The sequence below is a fragment of the Amycolatopsis sp. NPDC049868 genome, assembly GCF_044461365.1.
Classification (GTDB): Bacteria; Actinomycetota; Actinomycetes; order Mycobacteriales; family Pseudonocardiaceae; genus Amycolatopsis.
This window is the reverse complement of record NZ_JBITKV010000005.1, coordinates 1-18,496: the sequence shown is the minus strand read 5'-3', so window position 1 is coordinate 18,496 and position 18,496 is coordinate 1. Positions and strand designations below refer to the sequence as shown.

The following is an 18,496-nucleotide window of genomic DNA, read 5'->3' as shown; positions in this document are numbered from 1 at the left end:
AACACGCCGAGAATCGGTAATGCCTCAGTCAAAGCCGAAGAAAGCCCTACATCACATCCCGCACAACAAGCCGTTCCGAAGCCCGCTCAATAGCGGCCTCGACCGCACCCACCCGGTCCGCCAGCAAGCCCATGGCGCCGACCGCTCGGCTCATCGGGTCTTCGTCGTCGCCGCCCAGTGCTTGCGCACGCAGGTAAGCCGCCTTCACGTCCGCCCATCGCTGTGCCTCCGAGGCGCTCAGCCGTCCGCGTAGTTCGGCCAGCTTGAGCAGGTTGGCTTCGGCGCCCGAGGTCAGGGTCTGCGCTTCGCCGGCGTAGTGGTCGTCGATCAGCGCTTCCAGCTCGGCGTCGTTCATCGCGGGCACGATCCGGCCGGCGAGCTTGTTCATGTTGCGGTACGAGCCTTGCAGCTGGAACGGCGGCTCGACCCGGGAAGCGTCCGCCTGCGCCGCGGAAGCGATGTACGCCTGGTTGTTCGTGAGGACGATCCGCTGCACCTTGATCAGCTTTCGCAGCACGGCGAGGATCTGCTCCAGTTCGGTCGCCGAGTACGCGTGTTTCAGCTGATCCGCCCGCGCCGAACCGTCGCCGCGGGCGAGCCGCACCAGAACGTCCACATCGGACCGTTCCCGGGAGACCAGCGGAGCGAGCACGGTATTGGCGGTGAGCGAGTTTTCGATGTAGCTCAGCGCGAACAGGTCTTCCTTGCCCGACAGTACATCGCCGAGGTTCCACACGTCCGCGCGGTTGGCGAGCATGTCCGGGATCCGGAACCGCTTGCCCTGCTCGGTGTACGGGTTGCCCGCCATGCAGACCGCGAACCGCTTGCCCCGCAGGTCATACGTCCGCGTCCGGCCTTCCCACACGCCTTCCATCCGCCGCTGGGCGTCGCACAGCGAGATGAACTTCTGCAGCAATTCCGGCGAGGTGTGCTGGATGTCATCCAGATACAACAGCACGTTGTTGCCCTGCTCCAGCGCGAACGAGATCTTCTCGACCTCTTGCCGCGCCGTCGCGTTGGGCGCGTCCGCCGGATCCACCGACGTGACCTCGTGCCCGAGCGCCGGCCCGTTCACCTTCACGAACACCAGCCCGAGACGGCTCGCGACGTACTCCATGAGTGTCGTCTTGCCGTAGCCGGGCGGCGAGATGAGCAGCAGCAGACCGGACTGGTCGGTACGCCGCGCGTCGCCCGTCGCGCCGAGCTGTTTCGCGAGGTTGTCGCCGATCAGCGGCAGGTAGACCTCGTCGAGCAGCCTGTTGCGCACGAAGGCGCTCATCACCTTTGGTTTGTATTCCGCCAGCCTCAGCCTGTCCCGTTCGGCCGCCACCAGGTCGTTGCGCAACCGTTGGTACGCCCGGAAACCCGGCACCCGGTCGCGCCGGAACCGCAGCGTCCTGGCGAGCGTCTCGTCGAGCCGCAGGGTCAGTGACCGGTTGACGATCCGCGGATGCGAACCGAGCAGACCGTCCACAGTGGCCGAAAGCTCCGCGGACGAGTCGTAGCGAGGCAGGTCGGCCAGTTCGATCGCGACGGCCTCCGCCAGCTCGGCGTCCGGCAGCCCAACGGAGTCCACAAAGGACCGCAGCCATGCCTCGGCGAGCTGATGACGATCCACGAGATCTTCGAGCGCACGCAGATCTTCGGCGAAGCTCCGGCGGTCCAGCCGGAACTTGTCGAGCAGTGTTCGCGCGCCGCCGCTGGTGACGAAGCCCGGCGAGGCGTCGGCCAATTCCTCGAACAGGTACTCGCCGGCGAGTTCGAGATCCAGCACCAGCCCCGAGGACGTCGCGAACGCGGCCATCGCCTCGGTGAGTTCCCGCGCCAGCGCGTCGATCGCCGTGGTGTGCCCGAACGCTTCCCGCACTCGCGCGAGCGACGCGGCACGCGTCGTCCATGAGGACTTCGCCGCCTCTTCGGCACCGAACGCCCAGAACAGCTGGGCGGCGGCCCGGGCGGCGGGCGGATACCGCAGCAGCCCGGCGGCGGAACGCAGGCGCAACAGCACTGCCAGGATCGCGGCGGCATCGTGGTCGTGCACGCCGCGCGCGTAACCCTCGTCGTAACGATCGCCCGCGACGCGCCGGACGACCTCCAGCAGATCACCGTCCGGCAGATCCGGTCGTTCGGCCAGGATCGACGTCGCCAGATACTCGGCGCGGTAGACCTCGGCCGTTTCCGAGACCAGCAGCTGATCCCAATACGGCCGCGTCTCCTCGAACGAGGGATCCCGCACCGGTGAGCGATAGTCGGTGCCGGTGATCGCGAACTTCATCCCGCCGTCGTGCGGCACCAGGGTGAGGTCGATGTCCTGGGTGTTGACCGCGAAGGTGTTGCGGCCCAGGCGGATCGTCTCCCCGCCCTCGCCGTAGAGGTCCAGCCTGTCGCGCAGGGCACGGCCGGCTTCCTGGCGCGCGGCCTTGACCCGGCCCTCCAGTTCTTCAGCGCGCACCTGGTCGCCGAGGTCGCGCAGTTCGGCGACGACACTGCGCAGCTTGGCGACCATCGGGTCGGAGGCGAAGTAGGTGTTGATCTCGTCGACCGAGCCGAGCGTGCCCACCCGGCGGGTCACGCTCGTGAGGATCCGCTCGGCCGAATCGACCAGCCGGTCCGCGCGGCGCGCCCGCTCGTCGAGCAGCGCCTGCTTGCGCGAGGAGAAGGCCTCGTAGACGTCGGTGCGCTTCTCGCCGAGCGACGCCAGGAAGTCGTCGAACTCCCCGAACCGCGATTCGAGGTTTTCCAGCTGCAGCAGCAATCGGCCGAGCTGCTCGTCGCAGCGGTCCGGCGTGTCCGCGACCGCGAGCCCGCCGGTGATGGCCTGCGCGAGCAGCGCGAACTCGGCGGCGAACTCCGCCCGGCCCTCGGTCTCCAGCAGTTCCTTGCGGCGTGCGTCGAGGGTCGCGCGAGCCCGGTTGACCGCGCCGATGACCTCGCCGACGCGTTCGAGGATCTTCGTCCGCACCACGGCGTCCGCGATCTCCAGCCCGCCGACGACGTCGGTGAGGACTTCGAGCCCGCCGGACTGCTCGTCCAGCTGTTCGGCGACCGGAACCGCTTCGGCGACGGTGGAGATCGTGCCCGCCGCCTCGATGAGGCCGTCGACCTCGGCGTGATAGCTCGTGAACGCGTCCTCGCCCTGCAGGAAGCGGACGGCCCGCTGCGCGGCCTCGCCGAACTCCGTGTCGAGATCGGCGATCAGCTTGTCGACACGGCCGGTGTCGACGTACCGCAGCTCCCGCACCGTGACGAGATGTCCGCGGGCGCGGTGCATCTCCGCGAGCCGGCGCACCCACGCGTCGGCCGCGTTCAGTGCCTCGCCGCGAACCTTCCGCACGAGCGACGCGGTCTCCGCGGCCGCTTCTTCGACGGCTTCGGCCGCCTGCGCGGTGAGCGAGGTGACCGTCTCGAATTCGTCGAGCACCTGTTCGGCGGTGACCCGGACGTCCGACAGCGGCGACCGCAGATCGCCGAGTTCGGCCTCGCCGAGCCAGTGGTAGTGGTCGAAGACCCGCGCGCACGCGGCGATCAGGGCCTCGAACACCGCCGCCGACGGCGCCATCTCCTCGACCATGCGGCCGATCGAGAGGCAGTCGGAGATGCCGCGGACCAGATCGGCGTTGCCGACCCGCTCCAGCGGCCCTGTCCCGGCCGGCTGCGAAGCGGCGTACGTATCCGATTGGAACGGCGTCCGCCACACCTGCATCGGGTGCACACGGCTCGGCTCGTCGGACAGCGCGCGGAACAGCACCATCGTGCCGTCGTCGAACAGCGAGTACCCGTGGCACGGGATCGGGTTCGAGACCTCTTTGCGGATCACGTTGTACGGCAGGAGCAGCGAGCGTCCGTCGGCCCGCGCGTGGAAGGCGTACAGCACGTCCTCGCCGTTGGGCGAGCGGATCACGCGCTCGAATTCGAGACCGTCCACGGTGGTGTCGAACGTCTTGCTGACACCCGTGTCGAGGTAGTAGCCGCCGGGGAAGATGATCCCGTGGTCCTCGGGCAGCCGCTGGCACGCCTGCCCGATCCCGTCGAGGCGCACCACGTTCCGGGTGCGGGTGTTGAACACCAGGTACCGGTACTCGGTCTCCTTGTACGGCAGTATCCGCAGCAGGATCAGCGGACCGACCCTGGCGTAGGAGACCTCGGCGTCGGCCAGGCTCTGCAAGGGCTCGTCGACCGGTTCGGCGTAGACGCCCTCACCGGTTTCGGTGTTGTTCTCGACCTTGATCGTCAGGTTGCCGCCGACGGTCTCGACGAACACCTCGTCCTCGATCGAGATATGCGGATGCCGCCCGAGGACGTGCTGCTCGCGGCCGGTCTCGATCCATTCGAAATCGTGCGACGGCGGGAAGACGTGGTCGCGTTCCCCTCGGCTGTCCACATAGGACACCTTGCCGTCGGCGGCCACCCCCCAGCGCAGCACGCGGATGTCTTCGGTCCGCGGGCCGATCTGGAACACCGCGAGCAGTTTGCCCTCGACCCGCCGCAGCTGCAGCAGCTTCGCCTGCCGGTAGTACCGGTACAGCTCGGCGAAATCGCGGACGAACTGCTCGTCACGCAGCAGCTCCGGCAGCTCCTCGGCGGGCACGTCGTCGAAGCGGAACGCCTCGGCGTCATGGCTGAAACCGTGCAGCGAGAAGACGTCGTCGACCGTCGTCTCCGGCTTGAGGCCGATGAAGACGTTGTAGCCGAACAACATCCGCCCGCCGACCGACACGACGTCCCGCGGCACGCAGTTGTTCGCGGTGCGGATCCGCTCCGTGCCGATCAGCGCGAGCTGTGCGCTGCCGAAGACCCCGAGCCGCGCGGTGTTGAGTTCGTCCGCGCGTTTCGCCAGTTCGGCGGCCTGTGCGGCGAGCCGGGCGCGGAGCACCTCGTAGGTGCCCGCGTCCAGCTGCTCCGTTCCTGCCGCCGGTTCGGTCGCCGTCACTGCTTCGCGGGGGCGAGGGCGGCGACGGACTTGTCAGCCAGGCCGAGCCGCTGCGCCATGGCCAGCAGCTCCTGCACCTTGCCGCTGTCCGGGCCACCCGCCTGCAGCTGCTTGGCCAGGAAGGCCGACAGCGTCAGGTTCTTCACGTCCTCCGTGCTCACCGACGAGACCAGCTTGGTCAGGTCGTCCGTGAAGCTGCCCGAACCGTCGAGCCACGATTTCCCGAGGGTCTGGACGACGTCCGAGTGCTCGACGAATCCGTCGACGCTCTTGCCGAGCCCGATCGAGCCGATGACCTTCTCGAAGAACATCGTCTCGCCGCCGACGATGTCGATGTCGGCCTTCTCCAGCCCGATGCCCAGCACCGTGGCCTGTGCCTCGGCCACCTCACGCTGCACGTTGAGCGCGGCGAGCCGGATCTCCTTCTCGGCCTCCAGGCGCAGGCGGTACTCCTCGTGCTGGCGGCTGGCGGAGTCGAGGGCGGCCATCGCGGCGGCCTTCTCGGTGAGACCTTCGGCCTCGCCCTTGAGCTTGTCGCGCATCGCGTCGGCGAGCACGATCGCCTTCTCGCGTTCGACGATGGCCTCGGCGCGGCCGACCTTCTCCAGCGCGTCGGCGTCGCGTTCCTTGACCTGCGCCGCGGCCAGCCCGGCGGCGGCCTCCTCGGCCTGGATGCCTTCGGCGAGGCGGATCTTCGCCCTGGTCTCCAGCTCGGCGGCCTGCTGGCGCGCCTCGGCCAGGGTCAGCTCCTCGCGAGCCTTGTGCTTGGCGGCCGCCTCGGCGGCTTCCGCGGCCTTGATGTCCTTGACCAGGTTCTCCTGCGCCTCGCCTTCGGCCCGGATGATGGTGGCCTCGCGCTGGCGCTGCGCCTCTTCGACGACGCGGAGCTTCTTGATGTTCTCTTCCTGCTCCGCCACGGTCTTCTCGACCGCGATCCGCTCGCGGATGACCTCGGCGATGGACCGCTTCTCGGTCTCGACTTCCTTGTCCTTGGCGATCCGGGACAGCTCGGTCTCGCGTTCGCGGCCGATGACCTCGAGCAGCCGGTCCTTCTCGATGCGCTCGGTCTCGATGGCGATCACGCGCTCACGGTTCTTGCCCGCGACCTCGATCTCACGCTGCTGGTTCTGGTGCTGGATGCCGAGCTGCTCGTCCGTGCGCAGTCCGGCGGCCTGCGACTTGAGCCGCTCCTCCGCCTGAACCTTGGCGATCTCGGCCTCTTCGCGGGCACGCATGGTCTCGACCTCGCGGCGCTGCTTGATCTCCGCGTCGGCCTGCCGCCGCTCCAGTTCGAGGATCGCCTCCTTGGCGTCCACGTTCTGGCGGGTGATCTCTTTTTCCTCGCTGCGGCGGAACTCGTTGGTGCGCACGTGCTCGATCGCGGTCAGCTCGGTGATCTTGCGGATACCCTGCGCGTCGAGGATGTTCGCGGAGTCGAGCTGCGCCATCGGCGTCTGCTCGAGGTAGTCGATGGCCGCGTCCTCCAGGCTGTACCCGTTGAGGTCGGTGCCGATGACGCGGATGATCTGGTCGCGGAATTCGTGGCGTTTGGTGTAGAGGTCCACGAAGTCCAGCTGCTTGCCGACGGTTTTCAACGCCTCGGAGAACTTGGCGTTGAACAGCTCCTGCAGGGTCGCCTCGTCGCTGGCGCGTTCGGTGCCGATGGCCTGCGCGACCTTGATCACGTCCTCGACGGTCTTGTTGACCCGCACGAAGAACGAGATTCGGATGTCGGCGCGGATGTTGTCCCGGCAGATCAGGCCCTCGCGGCCGGTCCGGGTGATCTCCATGGCCTTGACGGAAGTGTCCATGATCTCGGCCTTGTGCAGCACCGGCAGGACGATCGCGCCGGTGAACGTCACGTCGACGCGGCGGACCTTCGAAATGATCAGTGCCTTACCCTGCGGCACCTTCTTGAACAATCTGGTGATCGTGAAGAGCAAGACCAGGAGGATGACAACTATCACGGCGATCAGAACGCCGGCCCCCACGCTGATGGCACCCATAGTGTTCCTTTTCTGCTTCAGATGTCCAAAGACTCGACCCAGAAGAACTCGCGTTCGGAGTCGTAGTCATAGAGAACTACGCGGCTGCCCGCCGTCAGGTTGCCTTGACCCGCCTGCCGAACGTCCACAATGGCCGTCGACCCGTCGGCGGCGGCGACTTCGGCCTGACCGAAGTCATGGGTGACCGACGAGGTGCGGATGACCGCGGCCCTGCCGACGAAGTCCTTCCTGCTCGGTTCCCTCGCGGGACCGAACACCCGGCGCAGTGGCACCACGATCACCCTCGTCCCGAGTGTGCCGAGGACGAGCGCGACGGCGAGCACGCCGACCCCGAGCCCGATCCTCCATGGTGTCGAAAGCTCCAGGTCATCGAGAAGAACCGTCCCTACCAGGCTGGCGAACCAGGTGAATGCGATCAGTAAAGAGAGCGAAATGGACAGTGGGACGCCGCCGAAGCCCGCCAAGAGCCCGTCGCCGCCGTCGAACTCGTCGACGTCCACGGCACCGAGCAACGCCAGCAACCAATAGCCGATCACCACGATCAGCAGGAAGCTGAAGAGCACGGCCGGGAACCCCAGAGCCGCGGTGACGAACCCGCCCATCGCCGTCGTTCCCTCCCCATTACCCCGGGTCAGGACTATAACCAGCGCGTGACGTCCGGCGGGCCGTTTTCGGCTACGACTGGGTCACGGTGTGCGGAAGCGTGCGGCACGGGGCATTACCCCGACCGGCCGCCCGGAAGCCATCCGGTTGGACCTGTCGCGCCGCCGGAGCGAGCCCTACTCTCCAGTATTGAGAGTGACACAGGACACACCACGGTCTTGGGAGGCTCCATTGGGTTGGCACGTTCGCGAGACGATCGACGAGGATCAGCGCGAACGGCGGATCCGCCACGTCACCCGATGCCTGAGTTGCACGCTCACCTGCGTCCATTGCGGACTCCCCGCGAGATTCTCCGTGCCCGCCGGACATCCCGGCCTCGGCGTCGTCGAACACCTCCCCGGCGTGACCTCCCCCGGCCTCCCCGATCTCGCGCTGCTGCACCGATTCTGCCGGGACAACCTCGCCGCGGAGCCGGGGATCGCGCTCAGGCGCGCCTATCTCGGCCTGGCGACCGAACTCTTCGAAACGGGACGGCGGATCCGCCGTCATCGCAGACTCGGCGTGCATCCGCCACGGCCGGGACATCTCGAGGCCTACCGAAAACGGTGGCGAGTGGCCAAAATGCGGTACGCCTGCAAGGCGTGCCGGTACTACACCGGCTCTCACTGAGCCGATTCTCCCCCGGAGGACTCGTGCTCGTTCGTCTCATCCTCGGTCTGCTCATCACCGTCGCCGGCCTCGCCTTCGCCGCCCGTCGCGCCGCCTGGCTCTACAAACTGATCCGCTCCGGCCAGCCGGACGAAAAACGCTCCGACGTCATGGCCGTCCGCGCGAAAACGCATCTGGCCGAGGTCTTCGGGCAGCGCAAACTGCTCAAGTGGTCCGTCCCCGGGCTCGCGCATCTGTTCACCTTCTGGGGTTTCGTGATCCTCGGCTCGGTCTATGTCGAGGCGTACGGCGCCTTGTTCGACCACGACTTCCACATCCCGCTCATCGGACACTGGGCGGTCCTCGGATTCCTGCAGGATTTCATCGCGGTCGCGGTGCTCGTCTCGCTCGCGGTTTTCGCGGTCATCCGGATCCGCCAGGCACCCGAACGGAAGGACCGCGCGTCGCGCTTCTTCGGCTCGCACACCGGCGGCGCCTGGCTGATCCTGTTCATGATCTTCAACGTGATCTGGACGATGTTCCTCTTCCGCGGCGCTTCGGCGGCGGTCGGCGTCTTCCCGTACAAGTCGGGCGCGTGGGTCTCCCTCGGCGTGGGCGAGCTCCTGGAGCCGCTGGGTCTCCCGGTCACCGAGCCGCTGGAGACCGTCGGGCTGCTGCTGCACATCGGCGTGATGCTGGCGTTCCTGTCGATCGTGCTCTACTCCAAGCACCTGCACATCTTCCTGGCGCCGGTCAACGTCACCGCGAAACGGCTCCCGGACGGCCTCGGCCCGCTGCTGCCGATGGAATCCGGCGGCAAGCCGATCGACTTCGAGGATCCGGGCGAGGACGACACGTTCGGCCGCGGCAAGATCGAGGACTTCACCTGGAAGGGCATGCTCGACTTCGCCACGTGCACCGAATGCGGCCGCTGCCAGTCGCAGTGCCCGGCGTGGAACACCGGCAAACCGTTGTCCCCCAAGCTGTTGATCATGGATCTGCGAGACCACCTCTTCGAGAAGGCGCCGTACATCCTGGACGGGAAGGAAGCCCCCGAAGAGCGACCGCTCGTCGGTACCAAGGAGGACTTCGGGGTCATCGATCCGGACGTCCTCTGGTCGTGCACCACCTGCGGCGCGTGCGTGGAGCAGTGCCCGGTCGACATCGAGCACGTGGACCACGTCGTGGACATGCGCCGCTACCAGGTGATGATCGAGTCGGCCTTCCCGAGCGAGCTCGGGGTGCTGTTCAAGAACCTCGAAACCAAGGGGAATCCCTGGGGCCAGAACAACTCCGACCGCCTCGCCTGGACGAAGGACCTCGGCTTCGAAGTGCCGATCTTCGACGGCGAACTCGCCGACGACGTCGAGTACGTCTACTGGGTCGGGTGCGCGGGCGCGTTCGACGACAACGCCCGCAAGACCGTCCGCGCCACGGCGGAACTCCTGCATCTCGCCGGGGTGAAGTACACGATCCTCGGCACCGACGAGTCGTGCACCGGCGATCCGGCGCGCCGATCCGGCAACGAGTTCCTCTTCCAGATGCTCGCGCAGCAGACCGTCGAGACCCTGAACGCGGTGTTCGAGGGCCGCGAACCGGGTACGCGCAAGATCGTCACCACCTGCCCGCACTGCCTGAACACCCTCGGGCGCGAGTACCCGCAACTGGACGGGCACTACGAGGTCCTGCACCACACGCAACTGCTGAACCGCCTCGTGCGCGCGGGCAAGCTCACGCCGGTCAAACCGGTCGACGCCGGCCCGGTGACCTACCACGACCCGTGCTACCTCGGCCGCCACAACAAGGTCTACGAGCCGCCGCGCGAACTCGTCGGCGCGACGGGCGCCACGCTCAGCGAGATGCCCCGGCACGCGGACCGCTCGCTGTGCTGCGGGGCAGGCGGCGCGCGGATGTGGATGGAGGAGCAGATCGGCAAGCGCATCAACCTCGAACGCGTCGACGAGGCACTCGGCACGGACGCCGAAACCATCGTCACCGGCTGCCCGTTCTGCCGCGTGATGCTGAACGACGGTCTCGTGCAGCGGCAAAGCGAGCAGCGTGGCGAGAACGTCACCGTGCGCGACGTCTCGCAGCTACTGCTGGAATCCGTGCGGGAACGAGACAGGACCGCGACAGAGATTTAAGGCACACGGGAGTTGGAAGTTCGGCATACCGAACTCTAGACTCACGGGATGGCGAATCTGCGCAAGACCGTATGCGCGCTGGCAGCGTCGACGACACTCGTCCTGTCCGCGTGCGGCGGCGCCGGCGACGCGACGAGCGGCACGGACGACAAGCGGCCCGTGGTGCTGACGACGTTCACGGTCCTGGCGGACATCGCCTCGAACGTCGCGGGCGACAAGCTGAAGGTCGAGTCGATCACCAAGCCCGGCGCCGAGATCCACGGCTACGAGCCCACGCCGGACGACATCAAGAAGGCCGCGAAGGCCGACTTGATCCTCGACAACGGGCTGAACCTGGAGGCGTGGTTCGCCCGGTTCGTCAAGGAGAGCGACGCGCCGCACAAGGTGGTCAGCGAAGGCGTCCAGCCGATCGCCATCGGTGAAGACGCCTATCAGGGCAAGCCGAACCCGCACGCGTGGATGTCCCCGAAGAACGTGGGGATCTACGTGGACAACATGGTGAAGGCGTTCAGCGATCTCTCCTCCGGCGACGCCGCCGTGTTCAAGGCCAACGGCGACGCCTACAAGGCGAAACTGCAGCAGGTGCAGGACGAGATGACGAACGCGCTGAGCGCCCTGCCGAAGAACGAGCGCGCGCTGGTCACCTGCGAAGGCGCCTTCTCCTACCTCGCGCGCGACACCGGCCTCACCGAGCGGTACATCTGGGCGGTCAACGCCGAACAGCAGGCGACCCCGCAGCAGATCACCCGCGCCATCGAGTTCGTCAAGGAGAACAAGGTCCCCGCGGTGTTCTGCGAGTCGACCGTCTCCGACGCCCCGATGCGGCAGGTCGTCTCGGCGACCGGTGCCGCGTTCGGCGGCGTCCTCTTCGTCGATTCCCTGTCCGCTCCCGGCGGCCCGGTGCCGACCTATCTCGATCTCATCCGCCACGACTCGAAGACGATCGTCGCCGCGCTCACCGGGGCGAAGCCGTGACGGCCGCGATCCGCGTCGAAGGCGTCACCGTCCACTACGGCGACGTCCTCGCGCTCGACGGCGTGGACGTCACCCTCGACCACGGCCGCGTCTGCGGGCTCGTCGGCATGAACGGCTCCGGCAAGTCGACGCTGTTCAAGACGATCATGGGCATGGTCCGACCGGACACCGGCACGGTGTCGATCGACGGCGGCACCCCGGCCCGCGCCCGTAAGACCGGCGTGATCGGCTATGTACCGCAGAGCGAGGACGTCGACTGGTCGTTCCCGCTGTCCGTGCGGGATGTCGTGATGACCGGCCGCTACGGACGGCTCGGGTTCACCCGCCGCCCGCGCCGCGCCGACCACGAAGCCGTCGACCACGCGCTGGAGCGGGTCGAGCTGACCGAACTCGCCGGACGCCAGATCGGCCAGTTGTCCGGCGGACAGCGCAAACGCGCGTTCGTCGCGCGCGGGATCGCCCAGGGCGCCCGCGTTTTGCTGCTGGACGAGCCGTTCGCCGGCGTGGACAAGCGATCCGAAGCCACGATCACCCGGCTGCTCAAGGAACTCGCGGCCGACGGCGCCGCGGTCCTGATCTCCACCCACGACCTGCACGCGCTGCCCGGCCTGGCAGACGAGGCGATCCTGCTGATGCGCAAGGTGCTCGCGCACGGCTCTCCCGACGAGGTGCTCCGGCCCGAGAACCTCGCGCTGGCCTTCGGACTCGATGTCCTGCAACGGGAAGAAGAACTCGCGTGAGTCTGTACGACCTGTTCCTCGAACCACTGAGCTACGACTTCATGGTGCGGGCGCTGGCGTCCACGGTCATCGCGTCCGCGGTCTGCGCGGTGCTCTCGTGCTGGCTGGTGCTGATCGGCTGGTCGCTGATGGGCGACGCGGTCTCGCACGCGGTGCTGCCCGGGGTCGTGCTCGCCTACGTCCTCGGCGCGCCCTTCGCGCTGGGCGCCGTGGTGTTCGGTTTCCTCGCCGTGGCGCTGATCGGCGTCGTCCGGGACACCAGCAGGGTCAAGGAGGACGCCGCGATCGGCATCGTGTTCACCACGTTGTTCGCGCTCGGGCTCGTGCTGATCTCGGTGACACCGAGCCAGACCGACCTGAACCACATCATCTTCGGCAACCTGCTCGGCGTCGACACCTCGGATCTGATCCAGATCGGCGTCCTCGGCGCGATCACGCTCACCCTGCTGGTGCTCAAACGCCGCGATTTCACCTTGTACGCCTTCGATCCCACGCACGCGCACGCGATCGGGCTCAACCCGCGGGTGCTCGGCGCCGCGCTGCTCGGCCTGCTCGCGCTGACCGCGGTGGTGGCGTTGCAGGTGGTCGGCGTGATCCTGGTGGTGGCGATGCTGATCATCCCCGGCGCGACGGCGTACCTGCTGACCGACCGGTTCGGCCACATGCTCGTGATCGCGCCGTCGTTCTCGGTGCTCGCGGCGGTGGCCGGGCTGTACCTGAGCTACCACCTCGACACCGCGTCCGGCGGGATGATCGTGCTGGTGCAGGGCGCCGGGTTCACGCTGGTGTACCTGTTCGGGCCGCGGCACGGGATCGTCGGGAAGCGGCTGGCCAAGCGGCGGCGAGAGACGGCCCGGGCGGCGTAACCGGGCAATCACCCCGCGCTTTGTGTCTCTCGTGACATGGGGACGAGGCAGACCTTAGGTTAGGCTCCCCTCATGTCTACGGAAGACGCGCTGCTCACCGGCCATGACCTGGTGCTCGCGCACCAAGAGCGGGCCGTGGTGGACGGGGTGTCCCTGTCTTTGCGCGCCGGTACGGTGACCGCGCTGGTCGGGCCGAACGGCTCCGGCAAGTCGACGCTCCTGCGTTCGCTGGCCCGGCTGCACAAGCCCCGCGAGGGCAGCGTCCGGCTCGGAGAGCGCACCGTCTGGGGCGGCAACGCGTTGTCCGGCAAGGAATTCGCCCGCCAGGTCACGCTGCTGACCCAGCACCGGCCCACCCCGAGCGGGGTCTCCGTGCGCGACGTCGTCTCCTACGGCCGGTATCCGTACCGTTCCGGCTGGCGCGGGGTCGACATCGACGGCGCCGCCGCGGTGCGCCGCGCGATGGAACTCACCGGCGTGACGGCGATGGCCGAACGCGGTGTCGACGAGCTCTCCGGCGGCGAGCTCCAGCGCGTCTGGCTCGCTTCCTGCCTCGCGCAGCAGACCTCGGTGCTGCTGCTCGACGAGCCCACCAACCATCTCGACCTGCGCTATCAGGTCGAGATCCTCGACGTCGTCCGCGATCTGGCCAACGAAGGCGTCGCGGTCGGCGTGGTGCTGCACGACCTCGACCACGCGGCGATCATCGCCGACGAGGTGGTCCTGCTGAGCGAGGGAACCATCGTGGCCACGGGCGACATCGGGCAGGTGCTCACCTCCGAACACCTCTCCCAGGCCTACGGCGTCACCGTCCACGTCGCGAACGACCCGGTGACGGGCGCGATCCACTGCAGGCCACTCGGGCGGCATTCGCCCAGGCCCGCCTGAGAAATCCAGGAAGAACGATGCGTTTGCTGACCCCTGCCGCCCTCGTCGCGGCGACGGCCCTGCTGTTGTCCGCCTGCGGTACCACGGAGAACACCGCGGCCGCGCCGAGCGAATCCGGCGCCGCGAGCGGACCGGTCACGGTGACCGACGCGCGCGGCAAGGCCGTCACCCTCAAGGCCCCGGCGAAGCGCGTCGTCGCGCTGGAGTGGGGCGAGGCCGAGATGGTCGCTTCGCTCGGCGTCATGCCGGTCGGCGCCGCGGACGTCGCGGGCTACAACGTCTGGGACAAGGCCGCCCCGCTGACCGCCGAGGTCAAGGACGTCGGCAAGCGCAACGAGCCCAGCGTCGACGCGATCGCCGCCCTGAACCCCGACGTCGTCATCATCGCCGACGAACGCGACTCGACCCTGGTCCCGCAGATCGAGAAGTACGCCCCGGTCGTGGTGACCAAGTCCAGCGACGCGAGCCGGAACTTCAACCGCCTGCGCGAGGACTTCAAGCTGATCGCCAAGACGGTCGGCAAGGAGGCCGAGGCGGAGAAGCAACTGTCCGAAATGGACGGCAAGCTCGCCGAGGGCAAGAAGGCCGTCGAGGCCAAGGGCGCCGCGGGCACCCCGTTCCTGATGGCCGACGGCTACCTCGAAGGCAGCACCGTCAGCATCCGCCCGTTCGGCAAGGGTTCGCTGGTCTCCGACACCGCCGAGGCCGTCGGCCTGAAGAACGCCTGGACCGGCAAGGTCGACCCGCAGTGGGGTCTCGGCCAGACCGACGTCGAGGGCCTGACCGCGATCACCGACCCGAAGACCGTGCTGTTCTACAGCGCGTCCGAAGAAGACGTCTTCACCACCGGGCTCGCGCAGAACGCCGTCTACCAGCGGCTGCCGTTCGTGGTGTCGAAGAAGGTCCACAAGCTCGACGCGGGCACGTGGACCTTCGGCGGACCGAAGTCGATCATCATGACCGCCGACCAGATCGTGAAGGCAGTCACGGCCTGATGCGTGCCCGCACCATCGCGGTGTCGGCGGGACTGGTGGTGCTCATCGCCGTCCTCGCCGGCGTCCACCTGACCCAGGGCACTTCGACGTCCGGTCCCCTGGACGTGGTGAAGGCGCTCTTCGGTCACGGCGACGCGCAAACCCTCGCGGTACTGGAGGGTGCGCGCGTCCCGCGACTGCTCGCCGCGTTGCTCCTCGGCGTCGCGCTCGGCGTCGCGGGCGCGGGAATGCAGTCCGTGGCACGGAATCCGCTCGCCTCGCCCGACACGCTCGCGGTCAACGCGGGCGCGCATTTCGCCGTGGTCGCCATCTCCGCGTTCGGTCTCTCGCTGCCGCTCGTGCCGGTGGGCGGCGCCGCGTTCGCGGGCGGGCTCGCCGCGGCCGTCGCCGTACTCGGCCTCGCGGGCGGCGGTTCCGCGAGCCCGCGGCTGGTGCTCGTCGGTTCGGCGATGCTGCTGGCGCTCCAGTCGGTGACCGTCCTGCTGCTGCTCTTGTTCGAGGAGGAGACGAGCGGGCTGTTCGCCTGGGGCAGTGGCTCGCTCACCGTCGCCGATCTGCGCGCGACCGGCCAGATGACGCCGATCGTGGTGATCGCGGTGGCGGCGCTCATCGCGATGGGCCGCCGGCTCGACGTCCTCGCCCTCGGCGACGACAACGCGACCGTGCTCGGCCTGCGGGTCCGCCGTACGCGGGTCACCGCGGTCGTGCTGACCGTCGCGCTGACCGCGGCGGCGGTGACCGTCGCCGGGCCGGTCGGGTTCGTCGGGCTGAGCGCACCGGTGATCACGCGGCTGTTGCTGCCGATCGCCAAACATCGCGCCCTGCTGCCGGTTTCCGGGCTCGTCGGGGTCGTCACGGTGCTCGGCGCCGACGTGCTCCTGCGGGCGATCATGGGTTCGGCCGCCGCCGTGCGGGTGCCGACCGGGGTGGTGACCACCATCGTCGGCGCCGTCGTGATGGTGTGGCTGGCGCGGCGCGGCCGGGGAAGCGGCTCGCGTCGTCCGGCACCGGCCGGGCGGGTCGGGGTCGCCGGATCGACCCGGCGGCTCGTGGTCATCTCCGTCGTACTGGTGGCGCTGCTCGCCGTCGTCCCGGTGGTGGGCCTGATGCTGGGCGACCGGATGGTGCTGCTCGGCGATCTCGCGAACTGGGTCACCGGCAACACCGGGACCGCGCTCACTTTCGTGCTGGACCAACGACTTCCGCGGGTGCTGGCCGCGCTGCTCGCCGGCGCCGCGCTGGCCGTGTCCGGCTGCGGGATCCAGTCGGTCAGCCGCAACCCGCTCGCCGAACCCGGGTTGCTCGGCATCACCGCGGGCGCCGGGCTCGGCGCGATCACGCTGATCACCATCGTCCCCGCGGTCGGCGCCTGGTCGATCGCCGGTGCCGCCGGTGTCGGCGCGACCGTGGTGTTCCTGCTGGTCTACGGGCTGGCATGGCGGTCGGGGCTGGATTCGGACCGGCTGGTGATCATCGGCATCGCGGTCTGGTCGGCCGGCATGGCACTGATCACGCTCCTGATCGTGGTCTCCGACCCGTGGAACTCGGCCAAGGCGCTGACCTGGCTTTCCGGGTCGACCTACGGCCGCACACTGGAGCAGGTCGTGCCGGTGGCGCTCGCGCTCGTCGCGCTGACGCCGTTGCTGTGGCTCAAGCACCGCGAACTCGACCTGCACGCCCTCGACGAGGACACCCCGCGTGTGCTCGGGATGCGCATCGAACGGTCACGGCTGCTGGTGCTGGGAGCTTCCGGGATCCTGGCGGCCACCGCGGTGTCCGCCATCGGCGTGGTCGTCTTCGTCGGTCTGGTCGCTCCGCATCTGGCGCGTTCGCTGGTCGGGGGACGGCACGGCCGGGTCGTCCCGGTGGCCGCGGCGCTCGGTGCGCTGCTGGTGAGTGTCGCGGACACCCTGGGGCGGACGGTCATCGCGCCCGCCCAGATCCCGGCGGGTCTGGTCATCGCGATGGTCGGGACACCGTATTTCGTGCTGGTGCTCTGGAAGACCAGGCCGTAGCGAGCCGTCAGGGTGCCGGGTCCACCTCCCAATCCGGGTGGCCCGGCATCGGCGGCAAGGTGCCGGAGGCGTACAGCCAGCTCCGCAGGAACGGGCCGAGGTCCTGGCCCGCCACCCTGGACGCGGTCGCGATGAACTGCCCGGTGCCGGCGACCTTGTCGTGGTTCTCGGCGACCCAGGCCCGCTCGATCCGTTGGAAGGTCTCGGCGCCGACCTGCTGTCGCAGCGCGTACAACGTCAGCGCTCCGCCTTGATAGACCCCGGATCCGAACGGGCGGTTGTCGCCGGGCCCGAAACTCGCCGGATCCGGAGCGGCGACCGGACCGTTCTCGGTGAGCCAGGAGCGATGGGAGCGATAGGAACTCCGCGCCGAGGCGTCCAGCGCGTTCCCATGGTGCGCTTCACTCCACAGCCATTCGTAGAAGACCGCGTGCCCCTCGCTCAGCCACAGATCGCCCCACATCGCCGGGGACACGGAGTTCCCGAACCATTCGTGGGCGAGTTCGTGCGCGATGACGTTGTCCGCCCCGCTCTGGTCGAAGTTCTCCGGCGTGAGCTGATCCGAGTTCAGCCAGGTGAGCCCCTGGGTCTCGGTCGCCCCGCCCGAGGGCGTCGCGTAGGCGCCCGCGACCCGGCCAGGGAACGGGCCGAGCCGCTGCCCGAGGAACTCGATGGCCGTCCGGTACGTGTCGTCGAGCCGGGGCAGGATCTCCGCGCATTTGTCCGTGGGCAGCGCGTATCGCAGGTCGATCCCGCCCGGTCCCCGCCGATGGGTGACGGTGAGCGGGCCGACGCCGACCTGGAGCAGTTGGGTGGCGATCGGTCGCGGCTCGTCGAAGACACGGGTGGTGCGGCCGCCGACCGTGGCGGCGGCGACCAACCGTCCATTCGCGACGGATGTGGCAGGCCCGGACGTGGTGATCTCGGTCGTGGTGGGCGCTTTCGCCGACGGATGATCGCTCACCGCCAGCACGCGCCGCGCACCGGTGGGCTGGGTGTGCAGCTGGATGTAGTCACCGGCGCGCCAGAGACCGTTGGCGGGGTTCTCGGGTGGATTCGCCAGCAGATCGGGGGCCGTGTTGAACACCGTGACGGCGACGGTGAATCGCGTTCCGTCCCGCACCGGCCGAGCCGGGGTGATGACCAGCTCCCCGTCCGGAGTGGTCCGCCAGGCCGCCGGTTTCCCTTCCACCGCGACGGAACGGACCTGGGGGCCGAGCAGGTCCAGGTCGAATTGCGACAACGACTGTGTCGCGCGAAGGCTCAGCCGCGACGTCGCCGTGTACGAAGCGAGGTCCGGCGCGAAATCGAAGGACAGCCGCTGCCGCTCGACCCGGTAGCCGCCGTTGCCGGCGGTCGGCCAGAACGGGTCTCCGACGCCAGGCGCGCCGGGGGACGGCGCGGCGGACGCGGCGATGGCGGGTGGCCCGGCGAGCAGCAGCGTCACCGCGAGGGCGGTGACGGCGAAGGTCCGTGCTTTGTGGTGCATACCGCCAGCCTGGCCCGATCCGCGCCGAAGCGGATCAACCGTTCGGCCGATACGGGGTCGACCGCATGGCTCCGAAGTACATGAAGGCCCCCTTCCTGTACCGGCGGATTCTTGGGGTCCTCGCAACACCTGATGGCCTATGTGGTCGTCAGTAGATTACGCATGCGCTCGGCTGGTGTTGACCAGTCGAGCGTTTT

Annotated in this window: 12 protein-coding genes; 8 read left to right on the top strand and 4 right to left on the bottom strand. The window is 68.6% G+C overall.

The window, feature by feature from the left end; translation table 11 throughout:
• Positions 1-46 precede the first annotated feature (46 nt).
• The 3 genes from ACIBTM_RS21975 to ACIBTM_RS21965 form a co-directional block, all read right to left on the bottom strand.
• Positions 47-4,930 carry a DNA repair ATPase gene (locus tag ACIBTM_RS21975; protein WP_395878930.1) on the bottom strand — a complete coding sequence of 1,628 codons (4,884 nt, stop codon included), beginning with the start codon at positions 4,928-4,930 and terminating at the stop codon, positions 47-49.
• Entirely contained in the window at positions 4,927-6,873 is a 1,947-nt protein-coding gene (locus ACIBTM_RS21970; RefSeq protein WP_395878929.1) for a flotillin family protein, read from the bottom strand. The genes ACIBTM_RS21975 and ACIBTM_RS21970 overlap by 4 nt, the downstream gene beginning before the upstream one ends.
• 80 nt (positions 6,874-6,953) lie before the next feature.
• On the bottom strand, positions 6,954-7,538 hold the full coding sequence (locus ACIBTM_RS21965) for a hypothetical protein (protein ID WP_395878928.1): 585 nt from the start codon (positions 7,536-7,538) through the stop codon (positions 6,954-6,956).
• 232 nt (positions 7,539-7,770) lie between these two features.
• Here ACIBTM_RS21965 and ACIBTM_RS21960 point away from each other — a divergent pair, with 232 nt between their 5' ends.
• From ACIBTM_RS21960 to ACIBTM_RS21925, 8 genes are all read left to right on the top strand, one after another.
• A complete protein-coding gene (locus ACIBTM_RS21960) occupies positions 7,771-8,208 on the top strand; it encodes a hypothetical protein (RefSeq protein ID WP_038518537.1) in 438 nt (145 codons plus the stop codon).
• 23 nt (positions 8,209-8,231) lie between these two features.
• A complete protein-coding gene (locus tag ACIBTM_RS21955) occupies positions 8,232-10,331 on the top strand; it encodes a (Fe-S)-binding protein (protein WP_395878927.1) in 2,100 nt (699 codons plus the stop codon).
• Positions 10,332-10,379: 48 nt separating this feature from the next.
• Positions 10,380-11,306: a metal ABC transporter substrate-binding protein gene (locus ACIBTM_RS21950; RefSeq protein WP_395878926.1), complete on the top strand. Its 927-nt coding sequence runs from the start codon at positions 10,380-10,382 to the stop codon at positions 11,304-11,306.
• A complete protein-coding gene (locus ACIBTM_RS21945; RefSeq protein ID WP_395878925.1) occupies positions 11,303-12,046 on the top strand; it encodes a metal ABC transporter ATP-binding protein in 744 nt (247 codons plus the stop codon). The genes ACIBTM_RS21950 and ACIBTM_RS21945 overlap by 4 nt, the downstream gene beginning before the upstream one ends.
• Positions 12,043-12,912 carry a metal ABC transporter permease gene (locus ACIBTM_RS21940; protein WP_395878924.1) on the top strand — a complete coding sequence of 290 codons (870 nt, stop codon included), beginning with the start codon at positions 12,043-12,045 and terminating at the stop codon, positions 12,910-12,912. Before ACIBTM_RS21945 ends, ACIBTM_RS21940 begins: the two co-directional genes overlap by 4 nt.
• A 72-nt stretch (positions 12,913-12,984) precedes the next feature.
• Positions 12,985-13,800: an ABC transporter ATP-binding protein gene (locus ACIBTM_RS21935; RefSeq protein ID WP_395878923.1), complete on the top strand. Its 816-nt coding sequence runs from the start codon at positions 12,985-12,987 to the stop codon at positions 13,798-13,800.
• A gap of 17 nt (positions 13,801-13,817) precedes the next feature.
• Positions 13,818-14,795 (top strand): ABC transporter substrate-binding protein, encoded by a 978-nt coding sequence (locus tag ACIBTM_RS21930; RefSeq protein WP_395878922.1) that lies wholly within the window; start codon positions 13,818-13,820, stop codon positions 14,793-14,795.
• A complete protein-coding gene (locus tag ACIBTM_RS21925; RefSeq protein WP_395878921.1) occupies positions 14,795-16,810 on the top strand; it encodes an iron ABC transporter permease in 2,016 nt (671 codons plus the stop codon). The genes ACIBTM_RS21930 and ACIBTM_RS21925 overlap by 1 nt, the downstream gene beginning before the upstream one ends.
• Before the next feature lie 7 nt (positions 16,811-16,817).
• On the opposite strand, the gene ACIBTM_RS21920 is transcribed toward ACIBTM_RS21925, so the two are convergent.
• Complete coding sequence (locus ACIBTM_RS21920; RefSeq protein ID WP_395878920.1) at positions 16,818-18,299, bottom strand: M1 family metallopeptidase; 1,482 nt, start codon at positions 18,297-18,299, stop codon at positions 16,818-16,820.
• Between the last annotated feature and the right edge of the window lie 197 nt (positions 18,300-18,496).

What these genes read in the sequence shown, in the direction of transcription:
- ACIBTM_RS21965 (WP_395878928.1), bottom strand. Translation starts at nt 7,538, where the DNA reads ATGGGCGGGTTCGTCACCGCGGCTCTGGGGTTCCCGGCCGTGCTCTTC.
- ACIBTM_RS21950 (WP_395878926.1), top strand. Translation starts at nt 10,380, where the DNA reads ATGGCGAATCTGCGCAAGACCGTATGCGCGCTGGCAGCGTCGACGACA.
- ACIBTM_RS21935 (WP_395878923.1), top strand. Translation starts at nt 12,985, where the DNA reads ATGTCTACGGAAGACGCGCTGCTCACCGGCCATGACCTGGTGCTCGCG.
- ACIBTM_RS21930 (WP_395878922.1), top strand. Translation starts at nt 13,818, where the DNA reads ATGCGTTTGCTGACCCCTGCCGCCCTCGTCGCGGCGACGGCCCTGCTG.
- ACIBTM_RS21925 (WP_395878921.1), top strand. Translation starts at nt 14,795, where the DNA reads ATGCGTGCCCGCACCATCGCGGTGTCGGCGGGACTGGTGGTGCTCATC.
- ACIBTM_RS21920 (WP_395878920.1), bottom strand. Translation starts at nt 18,299, where the DNA reads ATGCACCACAAAGCACGGACCTTCGCCGTCACCGCCCTCGCGGTGACG.